We start from the raw sequence: 25,602 nt of genomic DNA, 5'->3' as shown, positions 1-25,602 counted from the left end.
CAGGCCGACTGCTCCGCGAGGGTGTGCGGCGCTGTCGCAGGTATGACGGGCGGGCATCGTTCAGATCATCGCCCACCGGACGTGGGCTGCGTCACACGGCATTCTCGCGCTAGTCCGCGAACGGCGCCCCGAGCAACAGGTCCTCCACCGTGGGGACCGGGAAGTCCGGAAGGTGGCGGCGGCCGACCTCCGCGAAGGGGTGCATCAGGGTCGACAGGGGCTTGGTGCGGCACAGCGACAGGATGGTGCTGAGCGCGTCCTGCTTGAATCCCTTTCTCGGGAACGCGGCGAGGATTTCCTCGCGCGTGTCGGACGGGATCTGCTGGAGGCCGTTGCCGGAGAAGTCGAGACCGGAACCGAGGGAGACCATCGCGATCTCCGGCCTTTTCCGCGTGGCGACACCGGTGTCGGTGTGCAGGGCGATCGCGTCCCACACGACCTCCACCCGCTCGGCGGGGACCCGGTGTCCCACCAGGAAGCGCCGGGCGGCATCCGCGCCGTCGACCTCGAAGCGTTCGGTCGGCGTCCGGTACGCCTCGACCAGACCGAGGTCGTGCAGGACGGCCGCGACGAACGCGAGTTCACGGTCGTAGGGAACCGACCGCAGGTCGAACAGCGCGCAGCCGAACAGGTAGGAACGCATGACGTGGTGGAAGAGCGTCTCGGAGGACGCCGCGCGTGCGAACTCGGCGGCGTTCCGTGCCAGCCGGCTGCCGGGAATCCGAATCCCCGCAACCGACCGAGGCAGGTACGGCTCGGAGCCGGAGCCGGAGCCGGAGCCGGAGTTCGACGCCGGGGAACTGTCTCTCCCTTCGCCCGGCGCCGCATCCGCGGCCACGGCCGAACCGACGTGCTCGGAGGCCACGGTGAAGGCCGCTCCGGCCGCCGCGACACCGGCGCCTCGCCTCAGCGCCGTACGCCGAGTGACGCCGTTCCCGTCAAGTGCCCTGTCAGGCAAACGCATTGCATCCCTCTTCGTCTCGGCGATCCCTGGAATGCCCGGAGCCTATGAAAGGCGTACGGGAAGGAAACAGAGGAGCAGATGCCAAGAAGCCCCCGATTCTCGCCAGACGGCCTCCGGCCCCCTGCCCCTCGCTACTCACTCGGGTTCGAGCCGCAACTCACCTGGTTTGATCTCACTTGCTTTCGAGTCGACCCAGCGGATGGCGGCCGTCGGCGAGGGTGGCTCGGGCCGCGTTCCAGGCGGAGCTGTCGATGCCCAGGGCGTGGCGCAGGTAGGCCAGGGTGACGCGCTGCACCAAAGCGACGCGCGCGGGGTTCTCGTCGGTGGTCTCGGCCGCGCCGTGTCCGGAGATGCCGCCCAGGAAGTGCTGCGCCCCGAAGAGGGTCAGCAGGCTCTTGTCGCCGGGGCTCAACACGTAGGGATCGGTGGTCCATTCGGCTCCCCGCGTCGTGAGCGGGAGGTCGTCCTCGTCCCCGGCGACCACCAGCGCCGGTGCGGTGAGACGGGAGAAGTCCTGCTCGCGCAGCCAGGGCAGGCCGGCGTGCGCGAAGGGCGTCAGGTGGTCCCCGCCCGCCCCCGCCGTGGCCAGCAGCACCCCCGCCGTGACGCGCGGGTCGGACAGGTCCTCGGCGGTACCGGTCCGCGGGTCGGTGACGCGCAGGCCCAGCAGGATCGCGGCCGTCTGGCCGCCGAAGGAGTGCCCGGCGACCGCGACCCGGTCACGGTCCAGCCGCCCGGCCAGTCCGGGCACGGCCGCTTCGAGGACGTCGAGGTCGTCCAGCACTCGCTTCAGGTCCTCCACCCGGTACCGCCACACACGGGGCCTGCGCGGATCGTCCGCGGCGAGGCCCAGCCGCCGGGAGTCCAGATGGGTGGCCTGGACGACGACGCATCCGTGGGCGGCCCAGTGGTCGGTCAGGGGCGCGTAGCCGTCGAGGTCCGAGCCGAACCCGTGCGCGAACAGGACGACCGGCAGGTCCTGCCCGGTGACCGGGGCGGACACACGTACGTGCAGGTCCGTGCCCCGCGAGGGGAACGGCAGCACGATCGGCTTGACCGAGACGACCGGCACAGGCGGGGGAACAGCGGCGAGGGCGCTCGGGTCGTCCCCGGTAGCGGTTCGCGCGGGTTCCGGAGTGGTCATGGGCTTCGCCCCTCGGGTCGTTCGGGTCGGTGCGGCGCGGGCCGGCGCGAGGACGCACGGACGGATGTCCGGTTCGCCCCGTGCCCGGGTACGCTAAAACCTCACGTCGACGTGAGGGGCAAGGGCCGGGTGCGTGCCGGTGAGTCACCGGCCGTCCCTGCCGTCCCGAGGGCTGATCACCCCCGCCACGCGCACCCCTGGTGCACCTCCGGCGCACTCCCGGCGAACCCGTGCATCCCACCCGGCCGCCGGGCCGGTCACGCGGAAGTCGAAACCGTTCGACGGTCCAATCCCTGTACGCGATCGGCGCACCGGTGTACGTTCTCGGGCCGACGCACTTTTGGGAGCGCTCCCATTCCGCTCCCGCTGTGATCTCTCCGGTTCGCTTCGCATCGCACGAGCACGAGGAGGAACGTTGAAACGCACTTTGGCCCTCCTGGCCACCTGCGCGACGGCCCTGGGTCTGACGACCCTGGCCGGCCCCCAGGCGGTGGCCGCCACCGGCTGCAAGGTCGACTACACGATCACCAGCCAGTGGCAGGGCGGCTTCCAGGCCGGGGTGAAGGTCACCAACCTGGGCGACCCGGTCAGCGGCTGGACGCTCAAGTGGACCTGGCCGGACAGCGGCCAGAAGGTCACCCAGGGGTGGAACGGCACCTGGTCGCAGTCGGGTTCCACGGTCAGCGCCACCAACCTGGACTGGAACCGCTCGCTGGCCACCGGCGGCAGCGCCGACCTGGGCTTCACCGGCACCTTCACGGGCAGCAACCCCAAGCCCACCGGCTTCACCCTCAACGGCGTGGCCTGCACGGGCTCCACCGGCGGCGACACCCCGACCGACCCCGGCAACCCGGGCACCGGCACCCCCCTGAGCGTCAACGGGCAGCTCAAGGTCTGTGGCGTCAACCTGTGCAACCAGTACAACCGCCCCATCCAGCTGCGCGGGATGAGCACGCACGGCATCCAGTGGTTCAGCAAGTGCTACAACAGCGCCTCCCTGGACGCCCTGGCGAACAACTGGAAGGCGGACCTGCTGCGCATCGCCATGTACGTGCAGGAGCAGGGCTACGAGACCGACCCGGCCGGGTTCACCAGCCGCGTCAACAGCTACGTCGACATGGCCGAGGCCCGCGGCATGTACGCGCTGATCGACTTCCACACCCTCACCCCGGGTGACCCGAACTACAACATCGACCGCGCCAAGACGTTCTTCGCGTCCGTCGCCGCCCGCAACGCCGCGAAGAAGAACGTGATCTACGAGATCGCCAACGAGCCCAACGGCGTGAGCTGGACGGCCATCAAGAGCTACGCCGAGCAGGTCATCCCGGTCATCCGGGCCGCCGACCCGGACGCCGTCGTCATCGTCGGCACCCGCGGCTGGTCCTCGCTGGGCGTCTCGGACGGCTCCAACGAGACCGAGGTCGTCAACAACCCGGTCAACGCCTCCAACATCATGTACGCGTTCCACTTCTACGCCGCGAGCCACAAGGACAACTACCGCGCCACGGTGAGCCGGGCGGCGGCCAAACTCCCGCTGTTCGTCACCGAGTTCGGCACGGTGAGCGCCACCGGCGGCGGCACGCTGGACCGGACGAGCACCACGGCCTGGCTGGACCTGCTCGACCAGTTGAAGATCAGCTACGCCAACTGGACGTACTCCGACGCCAATGAGAGCAGCGCGGCGTTCAAGCCGGGCACCTGCGACGGCAGCGACTACAGCAGCAGCGGTGTGCTGACCGAGTCCGGTGCGCTGGTCAAGAGCCGGATCAGCACGACGGACAACTTCCCGACGAGCTGACCCGCCCGCGCACCGGGAGACCGGTGCGCACCGCCCACGCCCAGCACAGAACCGGCGTACTGACGCACCGACAAGGCACAAAAGACACGTTCGTATTGGGAGCGCTCCCAACAAGTGCAAGCGGGGCGCTCCCTCTCGCCCTTCGCCCCACCGGAGGTACTTCATGCGCACCTTCCTGCGGCGCTTACTGCGCCGCCCGCGCCGCCCCTGGACGGCCGCGGCGTCCCTCATGGCCGCGGCGCTCCTCGCGTCCGGCTTCACCGTCCTGTCCGCGAGCGGCGCCGAGTCCGGCTGCCGGGTCGACTACACCGTGAACCAGTGGACGGGCGGCTACACCGCCCAGCTCAAGGTCACCAACCTGGGCCCCGCCGTGACGAGTTGGCGACTGACCTGGACGTACGCCGGTGACCAGCAGGTGACCTCGGCGTGGAACGCCACCGTCACCCAGACCGGCAGCTCCGTCGTCGCGGTGAACACGAACTGGAACGGCGCGCTGGCCACGGGCGGCACCGCCGACTTCGGCCTGCAGGGCACCTGGCGGTCGTCCGCCCCGGCACCGGCCGACTTCGCCCTCAACGGCGTCTCCTGCGGCGGCACCGGCACACCGCCGCCGACCACCACGCCGCCCACCTCCCAGCCGCCGACCACCCCGCCCCCCACGACACCGCCGCCGAGCACCCCGCCGCCGAGCGCCGACTGCGGTTCGGCCGTGATCTGCTCGGGCTTCGAGGACCAGACCGGCACCACCCCGTCCGGTGCCTGGCGCTTCACCGCGCCCGACTGCCAGGGCACCGGCACGGCCGCCGTCGACACCGCGGTCGCGCACAGCGGCGGCAGGTCGCTGCGGGTCGACGGCAGGGCCGGCTACTGCAACCACGCCTTCGTCGCCGCCACCGCCGACCTGTCCTCCGTGGGCCCGGTGATGTACGTACGCATGTGGGTGCGGCACACCACCGCGCTGCCCGCGGCCCACGTCACGTTCGTCTCCCTGCCCGACTCCTCCCAGGGCGGGCGGAGCCTGCGCGTCGGCGGCCAGAACGGCGCCCTGCAGTGGAACCGGGAGACCGACGACGCCACCCTGCCCGCGCAGAGCCCGACCGGCGTGGCACTGAGCCGGCCGCTGCCCACGGGGAGCTGGCAGTGCCTGCGGTTCGCGATCGACACGTCCGCACCCAAGCTCGACACCTGGCTCGGCGACGAACAGGTCCCGGGCCTGCACGCCGACGGCGTCCCCACCCAGGACGTCGACCAGCAGTGGCTCGCCCGCACCACCCCGCCCCGCCCGACCGCCCTGCGCCTGGGCTGGGAGAGCTACGGCACGGGCGACGACACGCTGTGGTTCGACGACGTGGCGGTCGGCTCGTCACCGATCGGCTGCTGACCGGCCGGCCGCAGCAGGGGGAGCCGGTCCGAGCACCGGCGGAGGGAGCCGGCCCGACCGCGGACCGGCTCCCTCCGCCTCCACGTCCGCCCGCCGCGAGGAGACACCCCCTGGTGCGCCATACTCTTCCGATGAGCAGGCGCACTTCCCCGACCAGCCCCCCCATCACCATCCGCAGGGCCGTCGCGAAGGACGCCAAGCGGCTCACGCGGCTGGTGCGGGGCTCGGGCGCCTACGAGGGGAAGTACGCGAGCGCAGTCGCGGGCTACCGGGTCGGACCGGACTACATCGAGGCCCACCGCGTCTTCGTGGCCGTCGCGGGCGGTGAGCACGACAGCCAGGTCCTCGGGTTCTACTCGCTGGTGCTCGCGCCCCCGGAGCTCGACCTGCTGTTCGTGGCCGACGATGTGCAGGGACGGGGCATCGGGCGGTTGCTCGTGGCGCACATGCTGTCCGAGGCCCGTGCCGCCGGACTCGACCACGTCGAGGTCGTGTCGCACCTTCCCGCCGCGGACTTCTACCACCGCGTGGGCGCGGTGCGCACCGGCACCGCCCCCGCGAACCCGCCGGCCGTGCCGTGGGACCGTCCCGAGTTCGAGTTCCGCGTGCCGCCGGAGTGACGCGGCGGGCGAGGGCATGTCGACTGCGACGGGCCCGGCGAACACGCTGTTGCCTGCGCATCAGCCCGCTGGGGGGAGCGCCGCTCAGCCGACCGTGAACGTCGTCGTCCTGTCGTCGAAGGCGGTGTCGCCGCTCTTCGCCGTGGCGAGGGTGGCGACGTGCCAGAGGCCGTGCGACTCGGAGGCGTCAGCGGCACTCACCGTGACCTTGTAGGTGCAGCGGGCGGTGTCCCCACCGGCGGGCTCGCACAGGGCCGTCTCCGCGGCGGCCAGCTCCTTCTCGGTCAGCCCCTTCTTCGCGAAAGGGCCGGCGGCCGGCCAGGCCAGCACCTTGAGACTCCTGACACCGGAAGCCGCAGTGACATTGGTGGTGAACGTGAGGGAGCCCGCCAGGTCCCCTGCGGGAGCCGTGTAGCGGGCGGTGCTGTGGGTCAGGGCGGGCGGCTGCTCTCCGGCGTACGCCAGGACGAACGCTCCGGCGCCGCCGACGACGGCGAGTGCGGCGACCGAGCCCAGGACGATGCGTCGAGACATGACAGTTCTCCCCGTGATGGTGTCGACATGAGCGGCGCCTTCGGCTGCGCCGCTGCATCAAGGATCACCGCGCGGGGCAGCCCCGCCGTGAGTACGAGTACTCAACTCGTACTGGGGACCGGGGCTCGTCGTCCGCAGCGGTCCGGCCGGCCCACGGCGCCTTGCCGCCGACCCGAGCGGGGTCAGATGCGCCTGCCGGACCCCGCGACCCCGGAACGATCCGGACGACAGGCCCTGACCGGCGGCGCTCTGCGCCGGCCTGCCGGCGGTCGTGCCGTGCCGAGCCGGCGCCGCCCGTTCGACACCCGCCCTTGCCCGGACGATCCTGGGGGAGGAGACGCCGATGACGACAGCCGGGACGGACGAGCAGCGCGACCCGCACGGTGCGCCGGTGGTGCGCACCGCGGCCGGTGTCGTGCGCGGGCGCCGGGAGGGCGGACTCAGCGTCTTCCGTGGCATCCCGTACGCCGCGCCGCCCGTGGGGGAGGCCCGCTTCCGGGCGCCCCGTGCGCCGCGGCCGTGGGACGGGGTGCGCGAGGCGTACGCCTTCGGCCCGCCACCCCCGCAGGAGCCGGGCTTCCAGGGCCGCGCGGCCGGCGCGGACCCGTCGGCCGGCGACGACTGCGACTGGCTCACGGTCAGCGTCTGGAGTCCCGGGACCGGCCACCGCGCCCCGCGCCCGGTGATGGTGTGGATCCACGGCGGCGCCTACAAGCTCGGCCACGCGGGCAGTCCCGGCTTCGACGCGCAGCACATCGCCCGCGCCGGCGACCTGGTCGTCGTGAGCCTCAACTACCGCCTGGGCGCCGAGGGGTTCGCGTGGATCGAGGGCGCGCCCGCGAACCGGGGCCTGCTCGACCAGGTGGCCGCGCTGCGGTGGGTGCGCGAGAACATCGCCGGGTTCGGCGGCGACCCGGACCGGGTCACGGTGTTCGGGCAGTCGGCGGGCGGGGGCTCGGTGGCCTCGCTGCTGGCGGTGCCGGCGGCCCGGGGACTGTTCCGGCGGGCGATCGCCCAGAGCGTGCCGGGCACGTTCTTCTCCCCGGAGCTGGCGGCGGACGTCGGGCGCGCCCTCGCCGCGGAGGCGGGCGTGCGCCCCACGGCGGACGACCTGTCGACGGTGGCCCCCCACGCACTGGCCGGGGCGAGCGCCGCGCTGAGCGCCGGCATGACGGCCGACGCCGACCGCTGGGGCCTGCTCGCTCCCACGTCCACCCCGTACTCGCCGGTCGTCGACGGGGAGGTGCTGCCGACCGCGCCCTGGCAGGCGCTTGAGGACGGCGCGGGCCGGGACGTGGAGCTGATCGCCGGGCACACCGCGCGGGAGTACCAGCTGTTCGTGGTCCTGGGCGGCCTCCAGGGGCGGGTCACCGAGGAACGGGCGGCCGGGGCGCTGCGCCTGTGCGCGCCGGGCGGGGCGGCGGGGGCGCGGGCGTACCGGGAGGCGTTCCCGGACGCGGGCCCGGCCGGGCTGTTCGAGCGGGTGCAGTCGGACTGGCTGTTCCGCATGCCCTCGCTGCGGCTGGCCGAGGCCCAGGTGGCGGGCGGCGGCCGGGCGCACGTGTACGAGCTGACCTGGCCGGCCCCGGGCGCCGGCGGAGCGCTGGGCGCCTGCCACAACCTGGACGTCCCGCTGCTGTTCGGCACGTACCACGCCGACCTGGGCCACCTGCTGTTCGGCGACGGTGAGGTGCCCGAGGCGGCGAGGCACCTGTCGGAGTGCTTCCGCACGGCGTGGACGGCGTTCGCCCGCACCGGCGACCCGGGCTGGCCGGCCTACGACCCCGACGAGCGCTGGGTGTGGCTCCTGGACGCGGAGCCGCGGGTCGGCCGGTACCCGGAGGAGGTGTCGAGGAGGCTGTGGCGGGACCACGAGTTCGGGACGCTGTCGGTGCGGGTGCCGCCCGCGTGAGCCTCCGTGTGAGCCGGGGGCGACCGGCCGGGCGGGCCGCGGCGGGTGCTGCAGGGTGCCCATGGGCTCGATGCCGACCTTCACCCCCCGGGCGCACGTCGCTCATCTGACGCTCGGCTCGGTGGATGCCCGTTCGACGGGCCCGTGCACCCGCAACCCTCGTCACAGCGGCAGCGTGAGACATGAGAAGGTCTGGGGCGTGAGTGAGACACCCCCGAACACCCTGCAATACCGCTTCGACGGACCGGAAGACGCCCCGGTCCTGATCCTGGGTCCCTCACTGGGCACCACCTGGCACATGTGGGACCGTCAGGTGCCCGAACTGGCCCAGCAGTGGCGGGTCCTGCGGTTCGACCTGCCGGGGCACGGCGGGGCGCCCGCCCACCCCGCCGGGTCGGTCGCCGAGCTCACCGGGCGGCTGCTGGTCACCCTGGACGCCCTGGGTGTCCAGCGGTTCGGGTACGCGGGCTGCGCGCTCGGCGGGGCGGTCGGTGTCGAGCTGGCGCTCCGACACCCCGACCGGCTGGCCTCACTGGCGCTGATCGCGGCCTCACCGCGGTTCGGGTCGGCCGACGAGTTCCGCCGGCGCGGCGTCATCGTCCGCAGCAACGGCCTCGACCCGATCGCCCGCACCTCGCCCGAGCGCTGGTTCACCGGCGGCTTCGCGGCCGCCCAGCCCGCGATCACCGACTGGGCCGTGCAGATGGTGCGCACCACCGACCCCGGCTGCTACATCGCCGCCTGCGAGGCGCTCGCCTCCTTCGACGTCCGCGCCGAACTCGGCCGGGTCGGCGTGCCCACCCTCGTCCTGGTCGGCTCCGACGACCAGGTCACCGGCCCCGCAGAAGCCCGTACGCTGGTCGCCGGCATCCCGGACGCCCGCCTGGCCGTCGTCCCCGGCGCCTCGCACCTGGTCCCCGTGGAGCAGCCCGCGGCCGTCACCGACCTGCTGGTGCGGCACTTCTCCACCGCCTGGCAGCCCGCCTACGACGTGAGCACAGGCCAGACCGCGCTGCCCGGCATGACCGGCATGGTGCCGATGGGCGCCATGCCCCCGCGCGCCCCCGTCGTGCCCCCGCAGCCCGTCGCCCCCGTCGCGGAGATCGCGCCCGCCCCGGCCGCGCCGCCCGGCGGCAGCCGCGCCGACGCCTACGACGCCGGCCTCAAGGTCCGCCGCGAGGTGCTCGGGGACGCGCACGTGGACCGGGAGCTGGCGCAGGCCGACGCCTTCTCCGAGGACTACCAGGAGTTCCTCACCCGCTACGTATGGGGCGACGTCTGGGACCGCCCCGGCCTCGACCGGCGCTCGCGCAGCTGCGTGGCGCTCACCGCGCTGGCCGCGGGCGGACACCTGGAGCAGCTGGCCGTCCACATCCGCGCCGCCCTGCGCAACGGCCTCACCCCGGACGAGATCAAGGAGGTGCTGCTCCAGGCGGCGGTCTACTGCGGCGTCCCCGTCGCGACCGACGCCTTCCGGGTCGCCCAGCAGGTCATCCGCGAGGAGACCACCCCACGGGAGTAGGCAGAACCGTGGTCCCGTAGTCCCGCAGAGCCGGGTGACCGGGTGACCGGGTGGCCGGGCGGCCGCACGAGGCGCGGCGGGCCCACCCGCGCTGCAACGGCCGGTCGGCCGCCCCACCCGGCAGGATGGACCCATGAAGCTCACGAAGATGTCGCACGCGTGCGTCCGGCTGGAGAAGGACGGGCGCACCCTCGTCCTCGACCCCGGCGGGTTCAGCGAGGAGGACGCCGCGGCCGGTGCCGACGCGATCCTCGTCACCCACGAGCACCCCGACCACTTCCACGAGGGCCGCCTGCGCGCCGCCCTCGACGCCGACCCGGCCGCCGAGGTGTGGGCCCTGCGCTCCGTCGCCGAGCAGCTCGCCCCGGCATTCCCGGGCCGCGTCCACACCGTCGGCCACGGCGACACCTTCACCGCCGCCGGCTTCGACGTGCAGGTCCACGGCGAGCTGCACGCCGTCATCCACCCCGACCTGCCGCGCGTCACCAACGTCGGCTACCTGGTCGACGACGGCCTGGTCTTCCACCCCGGCGACGCCCTCACCGTCCCCGACCACGCCGTGGAGACCCTGCTGGTCCCGGTGCAGGCACCCTGGAGCAAGATCGCCGAGGTGATCGACTACGTGCGCGAGGTCGGGCCCCGCCGGGTCTACGACGTCCACGACGCGCTCCTGACCGACCTCGCCCGCCCGATCTACGACACCCACCTCGGCAACCTGGGCGGCTCCGAGCACCTGCGGCTCGCCCCCGGAGGCACCGCGGACCTCTGAGGCCGCGTTGTCGGACCCTCCGGGTAGGTTGGGGACCATGCGCATCGCGACCTGGAACGTGAACTCGATCACCGCACGCCTGCCGAGGCTGCTGGCCTGGCTGGAGAGCAGCGGCACCGACGTGCTGTGCCTCCAGGAGGCCAAGGTCGCCGAGGACCAGTTCCCGTTCGAACCCCTGCGCGAGCTGGGCTACGAGGCGGCGGTCCACGCCACCGGCCGGTGGAACGGCGTGGCGGTCCTCTCCCGCGTCGGCATCGAGGACGTCGTCAAGGGCCTGCCCGGCGACCCCGGCTACGACGGCGCGGTGGAGCCCCGCGCCCTCTCCGCGACCTGCGGCCCGGTCCGCGTCTGGTCGGTGTACGTGCCGAACGGCCGTGAGGTGGGCCACCCGCACTACGCGTACAAGCTGGAGTGGTTCGAGGCCCTGCGGGCCGCCGTCGCGGGCGACGCGCAGGGCTCCCGCCCGTTCGCGGTGCTCGGCGACTACAACGTCGCGCCGACCGACGACGACGTCTTCGACGCCTCCGCCTTCGAGGGCTCCACGCACGTCACCCCCGCCGAGCGGGCCGCCCTCACCGCCCTGCGCGAGGCCGGCCTCGCCGACGTGGTGCCGCGTCCGCTGAAGTACGACCAGCCCTTCACCTACTGGGACTACCGCCAGCTCGCCTTCCCCAAGAACCGCGGCATGCGCATCGACCTGGTCTACGGCAACGCCCCGTTCGCCCAGGCCGTCAAGGACGCCTACGTCGACCGCGAGGAGCGCAAGGGCAAGGGTGCCTCGGACCACGCCCCGGTCGTCGTCGACCTGGACGTCTAGGGAGACACTCCCTGGGACCCGGGATCGCGGCCGGGGAGGCGGCCGCGGCCCGGTCGCGCGTACCGCTCAGGCGACGATCGCGATGACCTGCGCGGCGTATCCCACCGCCTGCACGGTCGAGTTGACGAGGGCTCCCAGGTCGATGTCCACGCGGTTGCTGCAGCGCGCGTTCCAGCCGCCGCCGGAGTTCTTCCAGGCGTCACGGATCGACTGCCGCGAGCCGCTCGTGCTCCAGTTGTGGTCGCGGGACCCCGACTCGAAGGTGCCGTGCAGCCGACCGGACGTCTGGAACACGAACGCCGTGCCGTTGGTGAAGCGCACGACGCACACGCCGGCGAAGGTGTAGCTCGGCGCGCCCGAGACGTGCATGTGACCGGAGTAGGAGTACGTGCCGCTCGGGAACACGCTGAGGGAGTACCAGCCGCCGACCGGCACACCGCCGCCGAAGGTCACGTTCCTGCCGAGGACGACGCCCTGCATCGGCAGGACGGCGGGATCCGCGACGGCCGCGCCGGCGGCCCGCGGCGTCGCCGCCTCCGCGGTGGCTGGAACGGTGAGGGTGCCCGCGGCCAGCAGAGCCGACAGGACGGCTGTGACACCGCGGCGCTCGAGGATGCTCACCATGACTCCGTCTCCTTCGAAGCATCGGAGTTGGTGTCTGCTGTTCAACTTCGCGCAGCGGGTACCTCACGACTGCGCGGAACCGGCGGCCGCTCCCACCCCGACGTGGCGGCCGCGTCGACCGGTACTGGTGGCCCGGAAGATCCCCTTCTCGTTCAGTCTAGTCAGCCGTCCGGCTCGTCGCGATGCGAGGAACCGGGGGCGGCCACCCGGGCAACCACCCGGAGCGGCCGGGCCGAAGGCCCGGCCGGCCGCCTGTGGCCCTGGGTGCCGCCGGCCGTTCAAGTCCGTTCGTGCGGAAGGGACTTGCGGTGGTCTCCGCCTGATGCGCGAGCCTCAGCCCGGACCTGCCCCTCACCCGGGTCCCCTGCACCGGCCCTGGGCGAACTCCGCGGACTGGCGTCCTCGGTGGCGAGCTGACGAGCGTCCCCGGCACGCGCCTCCGCGCGGTGCGTCGGCGACCGGGACCCGTCAGCGGCCCGGCGCCCCGGCCCGGAGCGCGTCCATGACCAGGTCCAGCAGGCGAGTCGCCCGGGGCTGCCAGTCGCTGTGCGGGTCGAGCGTCCACAGGCCTCCGATGGCGAGGAACAGGTCGTCCACCGTGATCCCCGGGCGGATGGTCCCGGCCTGCTCGGCGGCCCGAATCAGGCACTCGGCCGCCTCCGTCACCGGGGCGTGGCCCGGCTTCTGCGCGCCGGGTGCGCCGGCGGCCTGCCGGATCGCGTCGGCCAGTCCAGCCTTGGTCATGGCGAACCGGGCCAGCCCGTCCATCCACTCACGCAGCGCCCGGTCGGGTTCCCGGCTGCGCAGCAGCGGGGCCGCGGTGTCGGCGACCTGCTGCATCTCGTGGCGGTAGATCTCCAGGACCAGGGCCTCACGGGTGGGGAAGTGGCGGTAGAAGGTCCCCTGCCCCACGCCGGCCTTCTTCGCGATCGTGCTCAGCGGGGTGTCGGCCGAGCGGGTCAGTTCGGCCAGGGCCACCTCCAGGATGCGCGCGCGGTTGCGCTGCGCGTCCGAGCGCAGGGGCGCTTCCCTGTTCTGACCCACGGGTCCTCCTCGCGGTGATGGCCGAAACCCGATCCTTGTTAAGCGGACAGTTGTCCGTTACGTTTCCGGGTAACGGACAACTGTCCGCTTGTTTCCAGCGTATCGGCGTGCCGTCCGTGCGGGACACCCGGGCGGCCGGACGCGGCCCACCTGCCCCGCATCCTGCCCGCTCGCGCACCGGCGCCGCCAGCCGCGGCATCCACGCCTGACCAGCGACCCGCCTCACCACGTGAGAGAGAAGGCTTCCATGGCCTCATCGACGTCCAGCGACCTCACCCTGTCCGTCAACGGCGAGAAGTACACGCTGACCGTCGACCACCGCACCACCCTGCTCGACGCCCTGCGGGAACGGCTCGACCTGACCGGCACCAAGAAGGGCTGTGACCAGGGCCAGTGCGGCGCCTGCACCGTCCTGGTCGACGGGCGCCGCAGCGTGGCCTGCCTCCAGCTGGCGGTCGCGGCCGAGGGGCACGAGATCACCACCGTCGAGGGCGTGGCCGACGGCGACCGGCTGCACCCGGTGCAGCAGGCGTTCCTCGACCTCGACGGTTTCCAGTGCGGCTACTGCACCCCCGGCCAGATCTGCTCGGCCGTCGCCGTCATCGAGGAACACGCCGCGGGCTGGCCGAGCGCCGCCACCGCCGACCTGCGGCCCGAGGCGGGACCACCGCCCCTGACCCCCGAGGAGATCCGCGAGCGGATGAGCGGCAACCTGTGCCGCTGCGGCGCGTACGTGTCCATAGTGCAGGCCGTGGCCCGCGCCGCCGAGGCGAACGGAGCCGCCGCATGGGGGAGTTCGGCTACCACCGCGCCCATGACGTCGCCGGCGCGGTCGCGTTGCTCGACGGCGACCCGGACGCCCGCTTCCTGGGCGGCGGCACGAACCTGGTCGACCTGATGAAGACCGGCGTCGAACGGCCGGCAAGGCTCGTCGACGTACGCGAACTGCCCCTGAACCGCGTCGAGTCGGCACCCGACGGCGGACTGCGCATCGGCGCCACCGTCACCAACAGCGACCTGGCCGCCCACCCCGAGGTCCGGCGCCGCTACCCGGTCCTGGCCCAGGCGGTCCTGGCCGGGGCCTCCGGGCAGCTGCGCAACATGGCCACGGTCGGCGGCAACCTGCTCCAGCGCACCCGCTGCGGCTACTTCACCGACGTCGACTCGCCCTGCAACAAGCGCGTTCCGGGCAGCGGTTGCCCCGCCCTCACCGGTGAACACCACAATCACGCCATCCTCGGCGCCTCCGGTCACTGCGTCGCCACCCACCCCTCCGACATGGGCGTGGCCCTGACCGCCCTCGACGCCCGCGTGTCCTACGAGACGGCGGACGGACCCGGCGAGCTGCCGATCGCCGACCTCTATCTGCCGGTGGGGGAGACACCGCACCGGGAGACCGCCCTGCCGCAGGGCGCCCTCATCACCGCCGTCACCCTGCCGCCCGCCCCCACGGCGGCCAACTCCCGCTACCGCAAGGTGCGCGAGCGTGCCTCGTACGCCTTCGCCATCGGCTCGGTCGCCGCCGCCCTCGACCTGAGGGACGGCGTCGTGCACGACGTGCGCCTGGCCTTCGGTGCCGTCGCCTCCCGCCCCTGGCGGGCGTTCGCGGCCGAGCGCGTCCTGACCGGCGCCCCGGCCGGCGCCGACACCTTCGCGGCCGCCGCGGACGCCGAACTGACGGCCGCCCGGCCCCTGCCCCGCAACGGATACAAGGTGACCCTGATGCGCAACCTCGTCGTGGCCGTCCTCAGCGAACTCGCAGAGGAGGCCGCCCGATGACCACCGCCACCACAGGGCGATCCGCCGCCGGGGTGACCGGCACCGCCCACACACGGGTGGAGGGCCGCGACAAGGTCACCGGCGCGGCACGGTACGCCGCGGAGATCCCCTTCGCCGAACTCGCCCACGGCTGGCTCGTGCTGTCCACCGTCGCCCGCGGCCGCGTCCGTGCCCTGGACACCGACACGGTCCTGGCGATGCCCGGCGTGCTCACCGTGCTCACCCATCACAACGCCCCGCGCGTCGACACCGACTTCGTCGGCATGATGGGCGTCCCGCCGGACCCCGGCACCGCCCTCTTCCAGCACGACCGGGTGCCCCACCGGGGCTGGCCGGTGGCCCTGGTCGTCGCCGAGACCTCCGAACAGGCCAGGGAGGCCGCCGAGACGCTCGTCGTGCACTACGACGAGGAGCCGCACGACGTGGCGTTCTCCGCCGGGCGTGAGGCCGAGGCGTACCCGGTCGACGGGCACATGCCGGCCGTGGTGGAGAAGGGCGACCTCGACCGGGAACTCGCGGCGTCCGCCGTCGTGGTGGACGCCGAGTACACCACCCCCGAGGAGCACCACAACCCGATGGAGCCGCACGCGGCGACCGCCCGCTGGGAAGGCGGCCGGCTGGAGGTCGTCGACTCCAACCAGGGCACCCACTGGGTCGCGGGGGACCTCGCGAACCTGTTCTCCCTCGACCCCGGGGCCGTACGGGTACGTTCCGAACACGTCGGCGGCGGCTTCGGAAGCAAGGGCGTACGCGCCCACCAGGTGGCCGCCGTGATGGCCGCGACCGTGCTGCACCGGCCGGTACGGGTCGTCATGACCCGGCGTCAGATGTTCTCGCTCGCCGGCTACCGCAGTCCCACCGCCCAGCGCGTCCGCCTCGGGGCCGATCCGGACGGGCGGCTGCGCGCCCTGGAACACCGCTCGCTGAACCAGACCTCGACCGTGCACGAGTTCGTCGAGCCGAGCGCCGCGGCCGGCCGATCGATGTACGCCGCCGACGCCCACCACACGGTCAGCCGGCTGGTGCGGCTCGACGTGCCCACCCCGACCTGGATGCGCGCCCCGGGCGAGGCGCCGGGCTCGTTCGCGCTGGAGTCGGCGCTCGACGAACTCGCCGAGAAGTGCGGTGTCGACCCAATCGACCTGCGCCTGCGCAACGAACCCGCCGTGGGTCCGGTCTCGGGACTGCCGTTCGCCGGGCGGAACCTCGTCGCCTGTTTCCGTGAGGGGGCCCGCAGGTTCGGCTGGGCGGAGCGCGACCCGCGCCCCGGTGTGCGCCGCGAGGGGCGCTGGCTGCTCGGCACGGGCACCGCGGCCGCCTCCTTCCCGGCGATGGCCATGCCCTCCACGGCCTCCGTGACGGCCGAGGCCGACGGCACCTTCACGGTCCGGATCAACGCCGCCGACATCGGCACCGGCGCCCGGACCGCGCTCACCCTGATCGCCGCCGACGCCCTGGACGTGCCCACCGATCGCGTGCTGGTGCGGATCGGCGACAGCGACCTCGGCCCCGCGATGGTCGCCGGCGGTTCCGCGGGCACCCGCTCCTGGGCCTGGGCCGTCACGGCCGCGGCGGAGGAACTGCGCCGCGGCCTCGCGCCCGGCGCGGACATCCCGCCGCAGGGCATCACCGTACGGTCGGACACGACGGAGGCCGTCGGGGCGCTCGCGCAGAAGGAACGGCACTCCTTCGGGGCACAGTTCGCCGAGGTGGCCGTCGACCCGGCCACCGGGGAGATACGGGTGCGCCGCATGCTGGGCGTCTTCGCGGCCGGCCGGATCGTCAACCCCCTCACCGCCCGCAACCAGCTCGTCGGCGGCATGATCTGGGGCCTGTCCATGGCGCTGCACGAGGAGGCCGTCCGGGACCCGGCGAGCGGCGGTGTCTACGGCGCCGACCTGGCCGGCTACCACGTCGCCGCGCACGCCGACGTCCCGCACGTCGAGGCCGACTGGGTCGACGACCCCGACCCCGACGACCCGGTCGGCATCAAGGGCATCGGCGAGGTCGGCATCGTGGGGGCGGCCGCCGCGATCGCCAACGCGGTGTGGCACGCGACCGGTGTGCGCCACCGCGACCTGCCGATCCGGCCCGACCGCATTCTGTCGGCGGGCGGCGATGCTTGACCTGGCCGGGGCCCTGCACGCCTGGGCCGAGGAAGGCCGGGACTTCGCCGTCGCCACCGTCGTCGCCGTCGGCGGGAGCGCCCCGCGCCCACCGGGGGCGGCCCTGGCCGTCGACTCCGGCGGTGCGGCGATCGGCTCGGTCTCCGGGGGCTGCGTCGAGGGCGCCGTGTACGACCTGTGCCGCCAGGCCCTGCGCGACGGCGAGCCGCTGACCGAGCGGTTCGGCTACAGCGACGAGGACGCCTTCGCCGTAGGGCTGACCTGCGGCGGGACGATCGACGTGCTGGTCGTTCCGTACTCCGCCGGGCAGCCGGTGCACGAGGCCGCGCTGTCCGCTGCGGCGGACGGTGAACCGGTGGCCCTGGCCCGGGTGGCCCGGGGCCCGGCGGGGCTGCTCGGCCGGGCCCTGCTCGTCCGTCCCGACGGCTCGTACGAGGGCGGACTCGGCGGCGGCGCGGAGCTGGACCACACCGCGCGCGCCGAGGCCGGCGCGCTGCTGGACGCGGGCCGGACCGGCACGGTGGAGCTCTCCGAGGACGGCACCCGCTGCCCGGGTGGTGTCACCCTCCTCGTGGAGTCGGCCGTGCCGCCACCCCGCATGATCGTCTTCGGCGCCATCGACTTCGCCGCGGCGCTCGTGCGGGCGGGGCGGTTCCTCGGCTACCACGTGACGGTGTGCGATGCCCGGCCGGTCTTCGCCACCCGGGCCCGGTTCCCGGACGCCGACGAGATCGTCGTCGACTGGCCCGACCGGTATCTGCGGCGCACGGGCACCGACGCGCGCACGGTGCTGTGCGTGCTGACCCACGACGCCAAGTTCGACGTGCCCCTGCTGCGGGAGGCGCTGCGCCGGCCGGCCGCCTACATCGGTGCCATGGGCTCGCGCCGCACCCACGAGGACCGGGAACGGCAGTTGCGGGAGGCGGGGGTCGGCACCCGCGAGCTGGCCCGGCTGAGGTCCCCGATCGGGCTGGACCTGGGCGCCCGTACCCCCGAGGAGACCGCCGTGTCCATCGCGGCGGAGATCATCGCGCAGCGGCACGGCGGAACGGGCGCCCCGCTCACCGGTACGGCCGCCCCGATCCACCGGCCGGACAGGCAGCCGCTGCCGGCCTGAACGGCCCGCCCACGGCAGGGCGCGGACACGCCGCAGGAGCCGGGACCATCGACGGCCCCGGCTCCTGCGGGCGCGCGGGGCCAGGCCGCGTGCACGACCCATCGAGCGGCAGATTGTCACCTCGAAGCTCGCCGTAGTCAGAGTCGATCTTGATGGCGTCAGGGTTTCGTCTGACACCGGTGCCTGGTGGCGGGATCGATCCGGGTGAGCAGCCTGTTGAGGCGCTGACTCGCGAACTCCTGGAAGAGACGGGCCTTGAGCTGGTCGGGGCCCGCCTGCTCGACGCGAGGACCTCACAGAGGAACGGCATCAGCTGGAGCCTGACAGCACTGTTCTACGCTGCGTCTCAGCCCCTGAGGGACATACGGGACACCGCAGTGCTGTCACCGCCCGCTGCCGACGCGGCGCACATGCTGGACCGCACCTGGAACAGGATCTAGGTGAGATGGTCGGCGACCAGTGCGGCGAACTCGTCCGGGGTGGCCAGGCGGACACCGAGGTCTTCGGCCTTGGCGAGCTTGGATCCGGCAGCCTCTCCGGCAACGACGAGGGTGGTCTTCTTGGAGACGCTGGAGGACGAGCGGCCGCCGGCTCGTTCGATGAGCTCGTTCATCTGGTTGCGGCTGAGCTTCTCCAGGGGGCCGGTCATCGCGCCGGTGACGACCACGGTCATCCCGTCCAGCGGTCCGCTCGCCCCCTCGGACCGCTCGTCGTGGTCGCCGGTGACGCTGTCCGTCGACGACGGGGGAGTGGCGCCGGGTTCCGTCATGGTGACACCGGCCGCGGCGAGCTTGTCGATGAGCGGGGCCAGCTCGGCGAGCTCGGCGACGATCGAGGGCGCCTTCTCGGTGCCGATTCCCTCGACCTGCCGCATCGCTTCCGCGTCCGCGGCGCGGATGTTGTCCATGGTGGCGAAGTGGCGGGCGATGCGGCGGGACATGGAGCGGCCGGTGCCGCGGACCCCGAGCGCGCACAGCACCCGTGACAGCGGCTGGCTCTTGGCGGCGGCGATGGCGGTGAGGAGGTTGTCGGTGCTGGTCGCTCCCATCCGCTCCAGGCCGATGAGCTGCTCGCGGGTCAGGGTGAACAGGTCGGCGAGATCGGTGACGAGGCCGGCGTCGACGAGCTGGACGACGCGGGTGTGGCCGAGACCTTCGATGTCGAGCTGGTCGCGGCCGGCGGCGTAGGAGAGGGCGGCCACCAGGTGGCAGTTGCGTCCGTTCTCGCAGCGCCAGCGCTGCTCGCTGGTGTCGATGGCGGACCCGCAGCGCGGGCACGTCTCGGGGAAGGCGACGGGCTGTTCGTCGCCGGTGCGCAGGTGGGCGACGGGGGCTTCGATGCGGGGAATGACGTCACCGGCCCTGTGCACCATCACGTGGTCGCCCAGGCGCAGGTCGCGGCGGGTGATGTCGGCCGGGTTGTGGAGGGTGGCGTAGGTGATGGTGGCGCCGTCGATCTCCACCGGTTCCAGGACGGCGCGCGGGGCGATGATGCCGGTGCGGCCGACGTTCCACTCGACCCCGAGCAGCCGGGTGATCTTCTCGACGGCCGGCAGCTTGTAGGCGATCGCCCAGCGCGGAGCGCGTGAACCCGATCCTGCTGCCTGCTGGTCGGCGGCCAGGTCGGCCTTGACGACGATCCCGTCGATCCCGAACGGCAGCTCCGCGCGCAGGGCGGCGATCTCCTGCACGCGGGCCAGCACCTGCTCGACGCTGTCGGCGGTGGTGCCGGGCACCGCAGTGGTGGCAGTGGTGTTCACCCCGTAGACGGCGGCCTGGTCCATGAGGTCGCTGTGCGCGAGCTCGCCCAGCCGCGCGGCGAGCGCCGGCTCGGTGTCGAGCAGGGGCAGCAGGCCGTAGCCGAAGAACGTCATCGGCAGCGTGTACGCGCGCTCCCTGGCACGCAGGGTGCCGGCCGCGGCGCCGCGCGGGTTGGCGAACGGCTGCCCTCCGTGGGCGGTGCGCACCTCGTTGGCGTGCTCGAACTGGGCGGTGGTCATCAGGACTTCGCCGCGGACTTCGACGGTGACCGGCTGGGCGAGTGTCTCGGGCAGGCCCTCGATGGTGCCGATCGCGTGCGAGACGTCCTCCCCGGCCGTCCCGTCCCCGCGAGTGATCACCTGTCTGAGGCGGCCGCCGGCGTACCGGGCGGCGACAGCGAGCCCGTCCAGCTTCGGCTCGACGCTGAACCGCTCGACGTCGTGGCCGATGCGCCGGGCCAAGGAGGCGGTCCAGGCGGTGAACTCCTCCGCCGAGAACACGTTGTCCAGGCTCAGCATCGCCACCGTGTGCGGGACATCGCCCTCCACGGCGCCGCCGGCGACCTTCCCCGTCGGGGAATCGGGCAGCACCTGATCAGGATGGCCGGCCTCCCACGCGGCGATGCCCCGTACCAGCCGGTCGTAGGCGTCGTCGTCCAGGGCCGACGTCCCACCCGCGTAGTAGGCGGCCGACGCCGTCACCGCGTCCTCGACCGCCTGCGCGTACGCGGCGGCATCCATGATCACAGCTGCAGGTGTTGTCATGCGGTCATCCTGCCTGCCACCACTGACATCGCCCGATGCGGCAGTGCCCCTGCGTTCAGGAAGTCGTCACTGCTGGTACTCGCTCCGTCAGAGGCTCCAGCTGTAGAGGCCGCCGCCGTGGTGCACCGCGGATTGCGCGAGCCGGGCGACGTGCTGAAGGACTGCCAGGAGATCGTCGTCCGTCATCTCGTCCCCGTCCTCAGACCGAAGCCGCGCGGTCCAGCGACCGGCGAGCTCTTCCAGTTCGGCGCGGCTCGCGTTGGCCAGCGCCTGGATCAGCCGCTTCGGCAGAGCGAGTACCTCGATGCCATCGTTCAAGGGAGGAGTGACCCACTCCGGCCACGGGCGCCACGCGTACAGCCGCTCGGATGACGGGGCCTCGGCCGACGGCTCCTCGAAATACATGTCCCACTCTGCAATGGCCGTGTCGGGATCGATGAACTTGCAGCTCACGGACTCGAGTGCAGCACCGGGCCCCCGCAGCCGCGTCGCAGCCGCGGCCTTGTCGTCATCAGCGAGGAAGAACAGGACGGTATGGGCCATGCCGTCATGATCGCAGCCCGGGGAACAGGTGTGCGCAGCTCACTGCCAGGGATCAAAAACCTACGCAGGCAGCGAGCATCCCTGGTCGCGCGCTCGCAGCCGGAGGCCAGCTCTCGGCCGGTGTATGAGCGGCGGTGCACGGCGCTGGAGGCCCTCTTCGCCGACCGCCAGGTGGAGGCGCCGTTGACGTTGTGCCCGTCGACGACCGATCCGACTCCGGCCCATGAAGTCACGCGCGCACCCGGAAGGGCGGACTGCTCGCCACAGAGCACACCAAGCAGCAGCGAGGCATGGTCCCGCCAGCCCGTCGGAGGGGCCGTCCCCGCCGACGGGCCGACCCGGCCGAACGACGTCAGGCGACCTTCCACAGCTGGTTGACCTGTCCGTCGCCGTAGCAGTCCCACAGCTGCACCCGGCCCCCGTTGCCGCCGAGTTGCTGGTACTCCCCGTCCAGGCAGCGGCCGTTGTACCGCGACCGCAACCGGTACACGTCGGCCTGGTTGGTGGCGGGCTCGAAGCGCCAGTGCTGGTTCTTCTGGCCGGTACCCAGGCACTCCCAGACCTGGGCCCGGGTCCCGTTGCTGCCGATCGTGTTGTCGTCGGCGTCCAGGCAGAGGCCGCTGGCGGAGTTCCGCAGCTCGTAGTAGCCGCCGAGGGGGGTATAGACCCAGTTGACCGTCCACTTCTGGCGGGCCTCGCCCGTGCAGTCCCAGAGCTGGGCACTTGCTCCGCTGAAGGTGCCCATGGCGGTCAGGCAGCGGTTGTTGTAGGTGTTGACGACGCTGACGCCGACCGTGGGCACGGCCTGCGCGGCGACCGGGTCCTGGGCTGCGGTCGGAGTGGCTCCAGCCGGTGCGGCGCCGAGGAGGGCGGCCGTCAAGGTGAGCGTGCCGGTGATGACGGCCGTACGAGTGCGCGACGTGAACATGCTTGTCCCCCCGGTGGGTTCACGGATACGGATGCCGCTACCGGACGCCGGCTGAGCGGGGCGGGCGGCGTGGACAAGGCTCGCAGTGCCGTCAGGGCCGGCCCATCCCAGAAATGTGGGGGAAGCCGCCCCCTGCTCCTCTCCCGAGGGCCCAGGGCGAGCATCAAGCACCGGGCAGCCGAAGCAGGGGACTGTCAGTGGCTGGTGGCAAGATCACCGGAATGAGTCTTGTTCGCACTACACCGCCGCGGCCGCTCGAGGTGACTGAGGTCTTCCCCGAGCTGGCTCCGTTCGCCCGGCCCGCGATACGGCTGCATCCGCGTCCAGGGTCGCCTTCGGTGAGGGACAGCTCGGTCGGCGGCCCGCTGCTGTGGCCGGCAGCGGAACCCTGGCCGCACTGCGAAGAAGCGCACCTGCACGTGGACAGCGGATTCCGCCAGTCACCCACCGAAATACGGCTCGAGCGGCGTCTGCGGGAACGTCGGCGCCCAGGAGGACCGGCGCCCACCCTCACTCCCGGGGAGAAGGCTCTTCAGGAGCGATATGCCGCGTGGCTCGCCGAGCGGTTCGACGACGGCTCTCCCGAACCCGCCGAGTGCCCGGTCCCGATGTTGCCTGTGGCTCAGCTGTTCCTGCGTGACATACCCCTGCTGCGGCCACCAGGACAGGCCGACCTGCTCCAGGTTCTCTGGTGCCCGTACGAGCACGAACCGGACTACAAACCGTCCACTGCGCTGTTCTGGCGATCGGCCGCGGAGGTCACCGACATCCTCGCCACACCACCGCAACCGTACGAGGCGGACTATCCGGGATACGTGCCAGAGCCGTGTGTGCTGGCACCAGAAACGATCACCGAGTACCCGAACAGCCTGGATGTGGGCCAGGAGCTGCAACAACTGTTGAACGACTGGAACAGGTGGCAGGCTGCCGCCACCGGCGTGGACAGCTCCTACGCGGAGTATCCGCGCGAGTTCTACGACACTCATCTGGCCAACGCCCCCGGCTGGAAGGTCGGTGGCTGGCCGCCGTGGGGCCGCACCGACCCGTACCCCCGCTACTGCGCCGTGTGCGAGGCGCGGATGCTTCCGCTACTGACCATCGCGTCCTTCGAGTGGTACGGCGGCGACGGCGGTCGCAGTTGGACGCCACAGGAAGACCAGGCCGCCGCGGCTGACTCCCACTACGCGGGCCTGAACCCCTCGCAGCCGACCAGGGTGGAAGTGGGCAGCACGGACAACATGCAGATCTACATCTGCCCCACCTCCCCTGAGCACCTGCACACCGATCTGATCCAGTGATCGAGCTCCCCGAGCAGGCCCACGCTGTGTCGGGGTCGGGGTCGAGGTCGGCCGTCGGCTCCCGGTCGCCCGACCGGGCCGCCGACAGCGCGGCCCGCAGGGCGGGGTTGGGCTCGTCCACCTCCATCGCCCCGTCGGGCGGCAGCCCTTCGCCGGTGGCCGTGAAGTGCCGCAGCATCCGCGGCAGCGCGAACGCGTGGGGCAGCTTGCCCACGTCTCTCTCATCCCCCGACGGCCCCGGGCCGCCCGACCGATCGCCGACGAGACGCAGAACCCTACCGACCGGGGGTGCGGGGGCGGGTGAACCAGTGGATCGCCGGGCGCTGGGTGAGCAGGATGACGACGGTGATGGCGGCGCCCAGCGGGACGATGCCGAGGAACGTGCCGTTCGCCAGGGAGCCCAGGCCCATGAGGATCTGCAGGGCGGCCACCGCGATCGACGCCACCCGCACGCCGTTGCCCGCCTTGGGGTAGGCGAAGGCCAGGGCGCACAGGACGAACGCCAGCAGGTAGCCGCTGAGCAGGCGCCCGGATGCGTAGGCACCGGACGTGGCGGAGACCACGACGGTGAGCAGCAGACCCAGGCCCGCCACGGAGAAGTTCACCGACTGCGCGGCCCGCACGCCGGCGGGCATGGTCAGCGGGAAGGGCGCGGTGAAGGGGTACGGGTAGGGGCCGCCCGCCGGTCCCGGCCCGTAGGGGCCCGGGGCGCCGTGCGGGCCGGGAGCGGCGGCGTAGGGGCTCGGGGCGCCGTAGGGGGTGGGGGCGGTATAGGGGCCGGGGGCGCCGTAGGGGCCGGGGGGCGGAGCGGCGGGGGTGTGCGGGGGCTGAGGCGGCCCGTGCGGGCCCTGGGGGCCGGGCTCTGACGGGTGAGCGTTCGACATGCACCGCACTGTAGTGGCGGGGCAAGTGGGCTTGTCGGGGCGGGGGGATCCGAGAGTCATGGCACGGATCGCCGCCGTGATGGAGGCGGTACAGCGATCGGGGAGCGGTGTCAGCGGCCCCTGCGAGCGCCTTCGGCGCCGGCCCGGCCCCCGGGACCGCCACCGCCCACAACGATGGCGACCTGCCCGGCTACACCGTCCGCAGCCCGCTGCACCTGATGCCCGCCGCCGAGAACCCGGATGAAATGCTGCTGCAGATCGTCCGCGTCCTGCTCCGTGGCGAGGGGACGGCCATCGTGCGCCGCCCGCTGGCGGCCTGCGCCGAGGACCTGCTGGAAGCCCTGTTCGAGCCCGCGACCACCGCACCGGCATCCGCCGAGCTCGCCGAAGGGCGCCGGGAGGTGCTGAGGGCCCTGGCCGAGCGGCTGACCGGGCCGGCGCCCGGCCGGCTCCCTCAGGACGACGCCGGCACCGGCAGCTCCGCCACCACCGGGTGGTCGCGGTCGGCCGGACCCACCCCGGCCGCGCCGCCGGGCGCGCCGAGGCCGGCGAAGAACTCCGTGTCCGCCCGGCGGAAGTCCGTCCAGCCGTCCGGCAGGTCGTCCTCGAAGAAGATCGCCTCGACGGGGCACACCGGCTCGCAGGCGCCGCAGTCCACGCATTCGTCCGGGTTGATGTAGAGCTTGCGGGCCCCCTCGTAGATGCAGTCGACGGGGCACTCGTCGACGCACGCCTTGTCCTTGAGGTCGACGCACGGCTGCGCGATGACGTAGGTCATGAGGCACTCTCCACGGTCCAGGTGTCGTTGCCGGCGAGCAGCAGGGCGAGGTCGCCCTTGCCGTACTGCTCGATCGCGGTGTCGAGCTGGTCGGCCATCGACGTGTCGTAGACGGGCCGGTCCACCGAGCGGAACACGCCGATCGGGGTGTGGTGCAGCGTGTCTGGGTCGGCCAGCCGGGACAGCGCGAACGCCGTGGTGGGCGTGGCCGCGTGGGCGTCGTGGACGAGGACGTCGGCCTCGTTGTCCGGGGTCACGGTGGCCACCTCCAGGTCTCCGGTCACGCGGTCGCGTACGACGCCGCGCGCGCCGTCCGCGCCGAAGCGGACCGGCTTGCCGTGCCGCAGGCGGATGACGGCTTCCTCGGCGGTCTGTTTGTCCTTGAGGGCGTCGAAGGCGCCGTCGTTGAAGATGTTGCAGTTCTGGTAGATCTCGATGAGTGCGGTGCCGGGGTGGGCGGCGGCCTGGCGCAGGGTCTCGGTGAGGTGCTTGCGGT

The 25,602-nt window shown here is 72.9% G+C and carries 23 protein-coding genes and 1 pseudogene; 13 read left to right on the top strand and 11 right to left on the bottom strand.

Translation table 11 applies throughout. The annotated features are described in order from the left end of the window. Positions 1-109 precede the first annotated feature (109 nt). Both E4U92_RS36525 and E4U92_RS05805 read right to left on the bottom strand, forming a co-directional pair. The gene (locus E4U92_RS36525) at positions 110-643 is read right to left on the bottom strand and encodes an HD domain-containing protein (protein ID WP_229861967.1); all 534 of its coding nucleotides are present in this window, start codon (positions 641-643) and stop codon (positions 110-112) included. 493 nt (positions 644-1,136) lie between these two features. Beyond that, entirely contained in the window at positions 1,137-2,108 is a 972-nt protein-coding gene (locus E4U92_RS05805; protein WP_137299158.1) for an alpha/beta hydrolase family protein, read from the bottom strand. A 415-nt stretch (positions 2,109-2,523) separates the two neighbouring features. Between E4U92_RS05805 and E4U92_RS05800 the strand changes: the two genes are divergently transcribed. From E4U92_RS05800 to E4U92_RS05790, 3 genes are all read left to right on the top strand, one after another. Beyond that, on the top strand, positions 2,524-3,906 hold the full coding sequence (locus E4U92_RS05800; RefSeq protein WP_137299157.1) for a cellulase family glycosylhydrolase: 1,383 nt from the start codon (positions 2,524-2,526) through the stop codon (positions 3,904-3,906). A 163-nt stretch (positions 3,907-4,069) separates the two neighbouring features. Then, entirely contained in the window at positions 4,070-5,287 is a 1,218-nt protein-coding gene (locus tag E4U92_RS05795; protein ID WP_137299156.1) for a cellulose-binding domain-containing protein, read from the top strand. Positions 5,288-5,418: 131 nt separating this feature from the next. Continuing rightward, a complete protein-coding gene (locus tag E4U92_RS05790) occupies positions 5,419-5,907 on the top strand; it encodes a GNAT family N-acetyltransferase (RefSeq protein ID WP_168725040.1) in 489 nt (162 codons plus the stop codon). An 84-nt stretch (positions 5,908-5,991) separates the two neighbouring features. On the opposite strand, the gene E4U92_RS05785 is transcribed toward E4U92_RS05790, so the two are convergent. Next, positions 5,992-6,441, bottom strand: coding sequence for a DUF5707 domain-containing protein (locus E4U92_RS05785; protein WP_137299154.1), 450 nt, complete (start codon positions 6,439-6,441; stop codon positions 5,992-5,994). A 343-nt stretch (positions 6,442-6,784) separates the two neighbouring features. Here E4U92_RS05785 and E4U92_RS05780 point away from each other — a divergent pair, with 343 nt between their 5' ends. The 4 genes from E4U92_RS05780 (at position 6,785) to E4U92_RS05765 (ending at position 11,461) form a co-directional block, all read left to right on the top strand. After that, on the top strand, positions 6,785-8,353 hold the full coding sequence (locus E4U92_RS05780) for a carboxylesterase/lipase family protein (RefSeq protein ID WP_137299153.1): 1,569 nt from the start codon (positions 6,785-6,787) through the stop codon (positions 8,351-8,353). Positions 8,354-8,552: 199 nt separating this feature from the next. Beyond that, on the top strand, positions 8,553-9,875 hold the full coding sequence (gene pcaDC, locus E4U92_RS05775) for a bifunctional 3-oxoadipate enol-lactonase/4-carboxymuconolactone decarboxylase PcaDC (protein WP_137299152.1): 1,323 nt from the start codon (positions 8,553-8,555) through the stop codon (positions 9,873-9,875). A gap of 133 nt (positions 9,876-10,008) precedes the next feature. After that, complete coding sequence (locus E4U92_RS05770) at positions 10,009-10,644, top strand: MBL fold metallo-hydrolase (RefSeq protein ID WP_137299151.1); 636 nt, start codon at positions 10,009-10,011, stop codon at positions 10,642-10,644. Between the two features lie 37 nt (positions 10,645-10,681). After that, the gene (locus E4U92_RS05765; protein WP_137299150.1) at positions 10,682-11,461 is read left to right on the top strand and encodes an exodeoxyribonuclease III; all 780 of its coding nucleotides are present in this window, start codon (positions 10,682-10,684) and stop codon (positions 11,459-11,461) included. Between the two features lie 66 nt (positions 11,462-11,527). Here the strand turns inward: E4U92_RS05765 and E4U92_RS05760 are convergent, their stop codons facing one another. Both E4U92_RS05760 and E4U92_RS05755 read right to left on the bottom strand, forming a co-directional pair. Continuing rightward, on the bottom strand, positions 11,528-12,085 hold the full coding sequence (locus E4U92_RS05760; protein WP_137299149.1) for a hypothetical protein: 558 nt from the start codon (positions 12,083-12,085) through the stop codon (positions 11,528-11,530). Between the two features lie 468 nt (positions 12,086-12,553). Next, positions 12,554-13,129: a TetR/AcrR family transcriptional regulator gene (locus E4U92_RS05755; RefSeq protein WP_137299148.1), complete on the bottom strand. Its 576-nt coding sequence runs from the start codon at positions 13,127-13,129 to the stop codon at positions 12,554-12,556. A 247-nt stretch (positions 13,130-13,376) separates the two neighbouring features. Here E4U92_RS05755 and E4U92_RS05750 point away from each other — a divergent pair, with 247 nt between their 5' ends. The 5 genes from E4U92_RS05750 (at position 13,377) to E4U92_RS37005 (ending at position 18,591) form a co-directional block, all read left to right on the top strand. Further along, a complete protein-coding gene (locus E4U92_RS05750) occupies positions 13,377-14,027 on the top strand; it encodes a (2Fe-2S)-binding protein (RefSeq protein WP_137299147.1) in 651 nt (216 codons plus the stop codon). Continuing rightward, positions 13,916-14,908, top strand: coding sequence for an FAD binding domain-containing protein (locus E4U92_RS05745; protein ID WP_137299146.1), 993 nt, complete (start codon positions 13,916-13,918; stop codon positions 14,906-14,908). Before E4U92_RS05750 ends, E4U92_RS05745 begins: the two co-directional genes overlap by 112 nt. Next, positions 14,905-17,034 carry a xanthine dehydrogenase family protein molybdopterin-binding subunit gene (locus E4U92_RS05740; protein WP_137299145.1) on the top strand — a complete coding sequence of 710 codons (2,130 nt, stop codon included), beginning with the start codon at positions 14,905-14,907 and terminating at the stop codon, positions 17,032-17,034. The genes E4U92_RS05745 and E4U92_RS05740 overlap by 4 nt, the downstream gene beginning before the upstream one ends. Next, entirely contained in the window at positions 17,027-18,151 is a 1,125-nt protein-coding gene (locus E4U92_RS05735) for an XdhC family protein (protein WP_137299144.1), read from the top strand. The genes E4U92_RS05740 and E4U92_RS05735 overlap by 8 nt, the downstream gene beginning before the upstream one ends. Positions 18,152-18,303: 152 nt before the next feature. Further along, positions 18,304-18,591 (top strand): NUDIX domain-containing protein, encoded by a 288-nt coding sequence (locus E4U92_RS37005; RefSeq protein WP_137299143.1) that lies wholly within the window; start codon positions 18,304-18,306, stop codon positions 18,589-18,591. Here E4U92_RS37005 and ligA read toward each other — a convergent pair. The 3 genes from ligA to E4U92_RS05710 all read right to left on the bottom strand — a co-directional run bounded on the left by ligA (position 18,588) and on the right by E4U92_RS05710 (position 22,146). After that, positions 18,588-20,675 carry an NAD-dependent DNA ligase LigA gene (gene ligA / locus E4U92_RS05725; RefSeq protein WP_137299142.1) on the bottom strand — a complete coding sequence of 696 codons (2,088 nt, stop codon included), beginning with the start codon at positions 20,673-20,675 and terminating at the stop codon, positions 18,588-18,590. The genes E4U92_RS37005 and ligA overlap by 4 nt on opposite strands. An 87-nt stretch (positions 20,676-20,762) precedes the next feature. After that, the gene (locus E4U92_RS05720) at positions 20,763-21,218 is read right to left on the bottom strand and encodes a hypothetical protein (protein ID WP_137299141.1); all 456 of its coding nucleotides are present in this window, start codon (positions 21,216-21,218) and stop codon (positions 20,763-20,765) included. Between the two features lie 352 nt (positions 21,219-21,570). Then, complete coding sequence (locus E4U92_RS05710) at positions 21,571-22,146, bottom strand: RICIN domain-containing protein (protein WP_137299140.1); 576 nt, start codon at positions 22,144-22,146, stop codon at positions 21,571-21,573. A 221-nt stretch (positions 22,147-22,367) separates the two neighbouring features. On the opposite strand from E4U92_RS05710, the gene E4U92_RS05705 reads away from it, so the two are divergent. Next, on the top strand, positions 22,368-23,444 hold the full coding sequence (locus tag E4U92_RS05705) for a hypothetical protein (RefSeq protein WP_137299496.1): 1,077 nt from the start codon (positions 22,368-22,370) through the stop codon (positions 23,442-23,444). Between the two features lie 275 nt (positions 23,445-23,719). Here the strand turns inward: E4U92_RS05705 and E4U92_RS05700 are convergent, their stop codons facing one another. The 3 genes and pseudogenes from E4U92_RS05700 to E4U92_RS05690 all read right to left on the bottom strand — a co-directional run. After that, complete coding sequence (locus tag E4U92_RS05700) at positions 23,720-24,328, bottom strand: hypothetical protein (RefSeq protein WP_137299139.1); 609 nt, start codon at positions 24,326-24,328, stop codon at positions 23,720-23,722. Between the two features lie 454 nt (positions 24,329-24,782). Further along, positions 24,783-25,106 (bottom strand): ferredoxin, encoded by a 324-nt coding sequence (fdxA, locus tag E4U92_RS05695; protein WP_137299138.1) that lies wholly within the window; start codon positions 25,104-25,106, stop codon positions 24,783-24,785. Beyond that, positions 25,103-25,602 (bottom strand): annotated as a pseudogene (locus tag E4U92_RS05690) (2-oxoacid:ferredoxin oxidoreductase subunit beta); the annotation flags it as partial. The pseudogene E4U92_RS05690 and the gene fdxA, both read right to left, overlap by 4 nt.

This window comes from Streptomyces galbus, assembly GCF_005280195.1.
In the GTDB taxonomy this organism is placed as follows: domain Bacteria; phylum Actinomycetota; class Actinomycetes; order Streptomycetales; family Streptomycetaceae; genus Streptomyces; species Streptomyces galbus.
The sequence above is the reverse complement of the archived record's forward strand: the minus strand, read 5'-3'. Positions and strand labels throughout refer to the sequence as shown.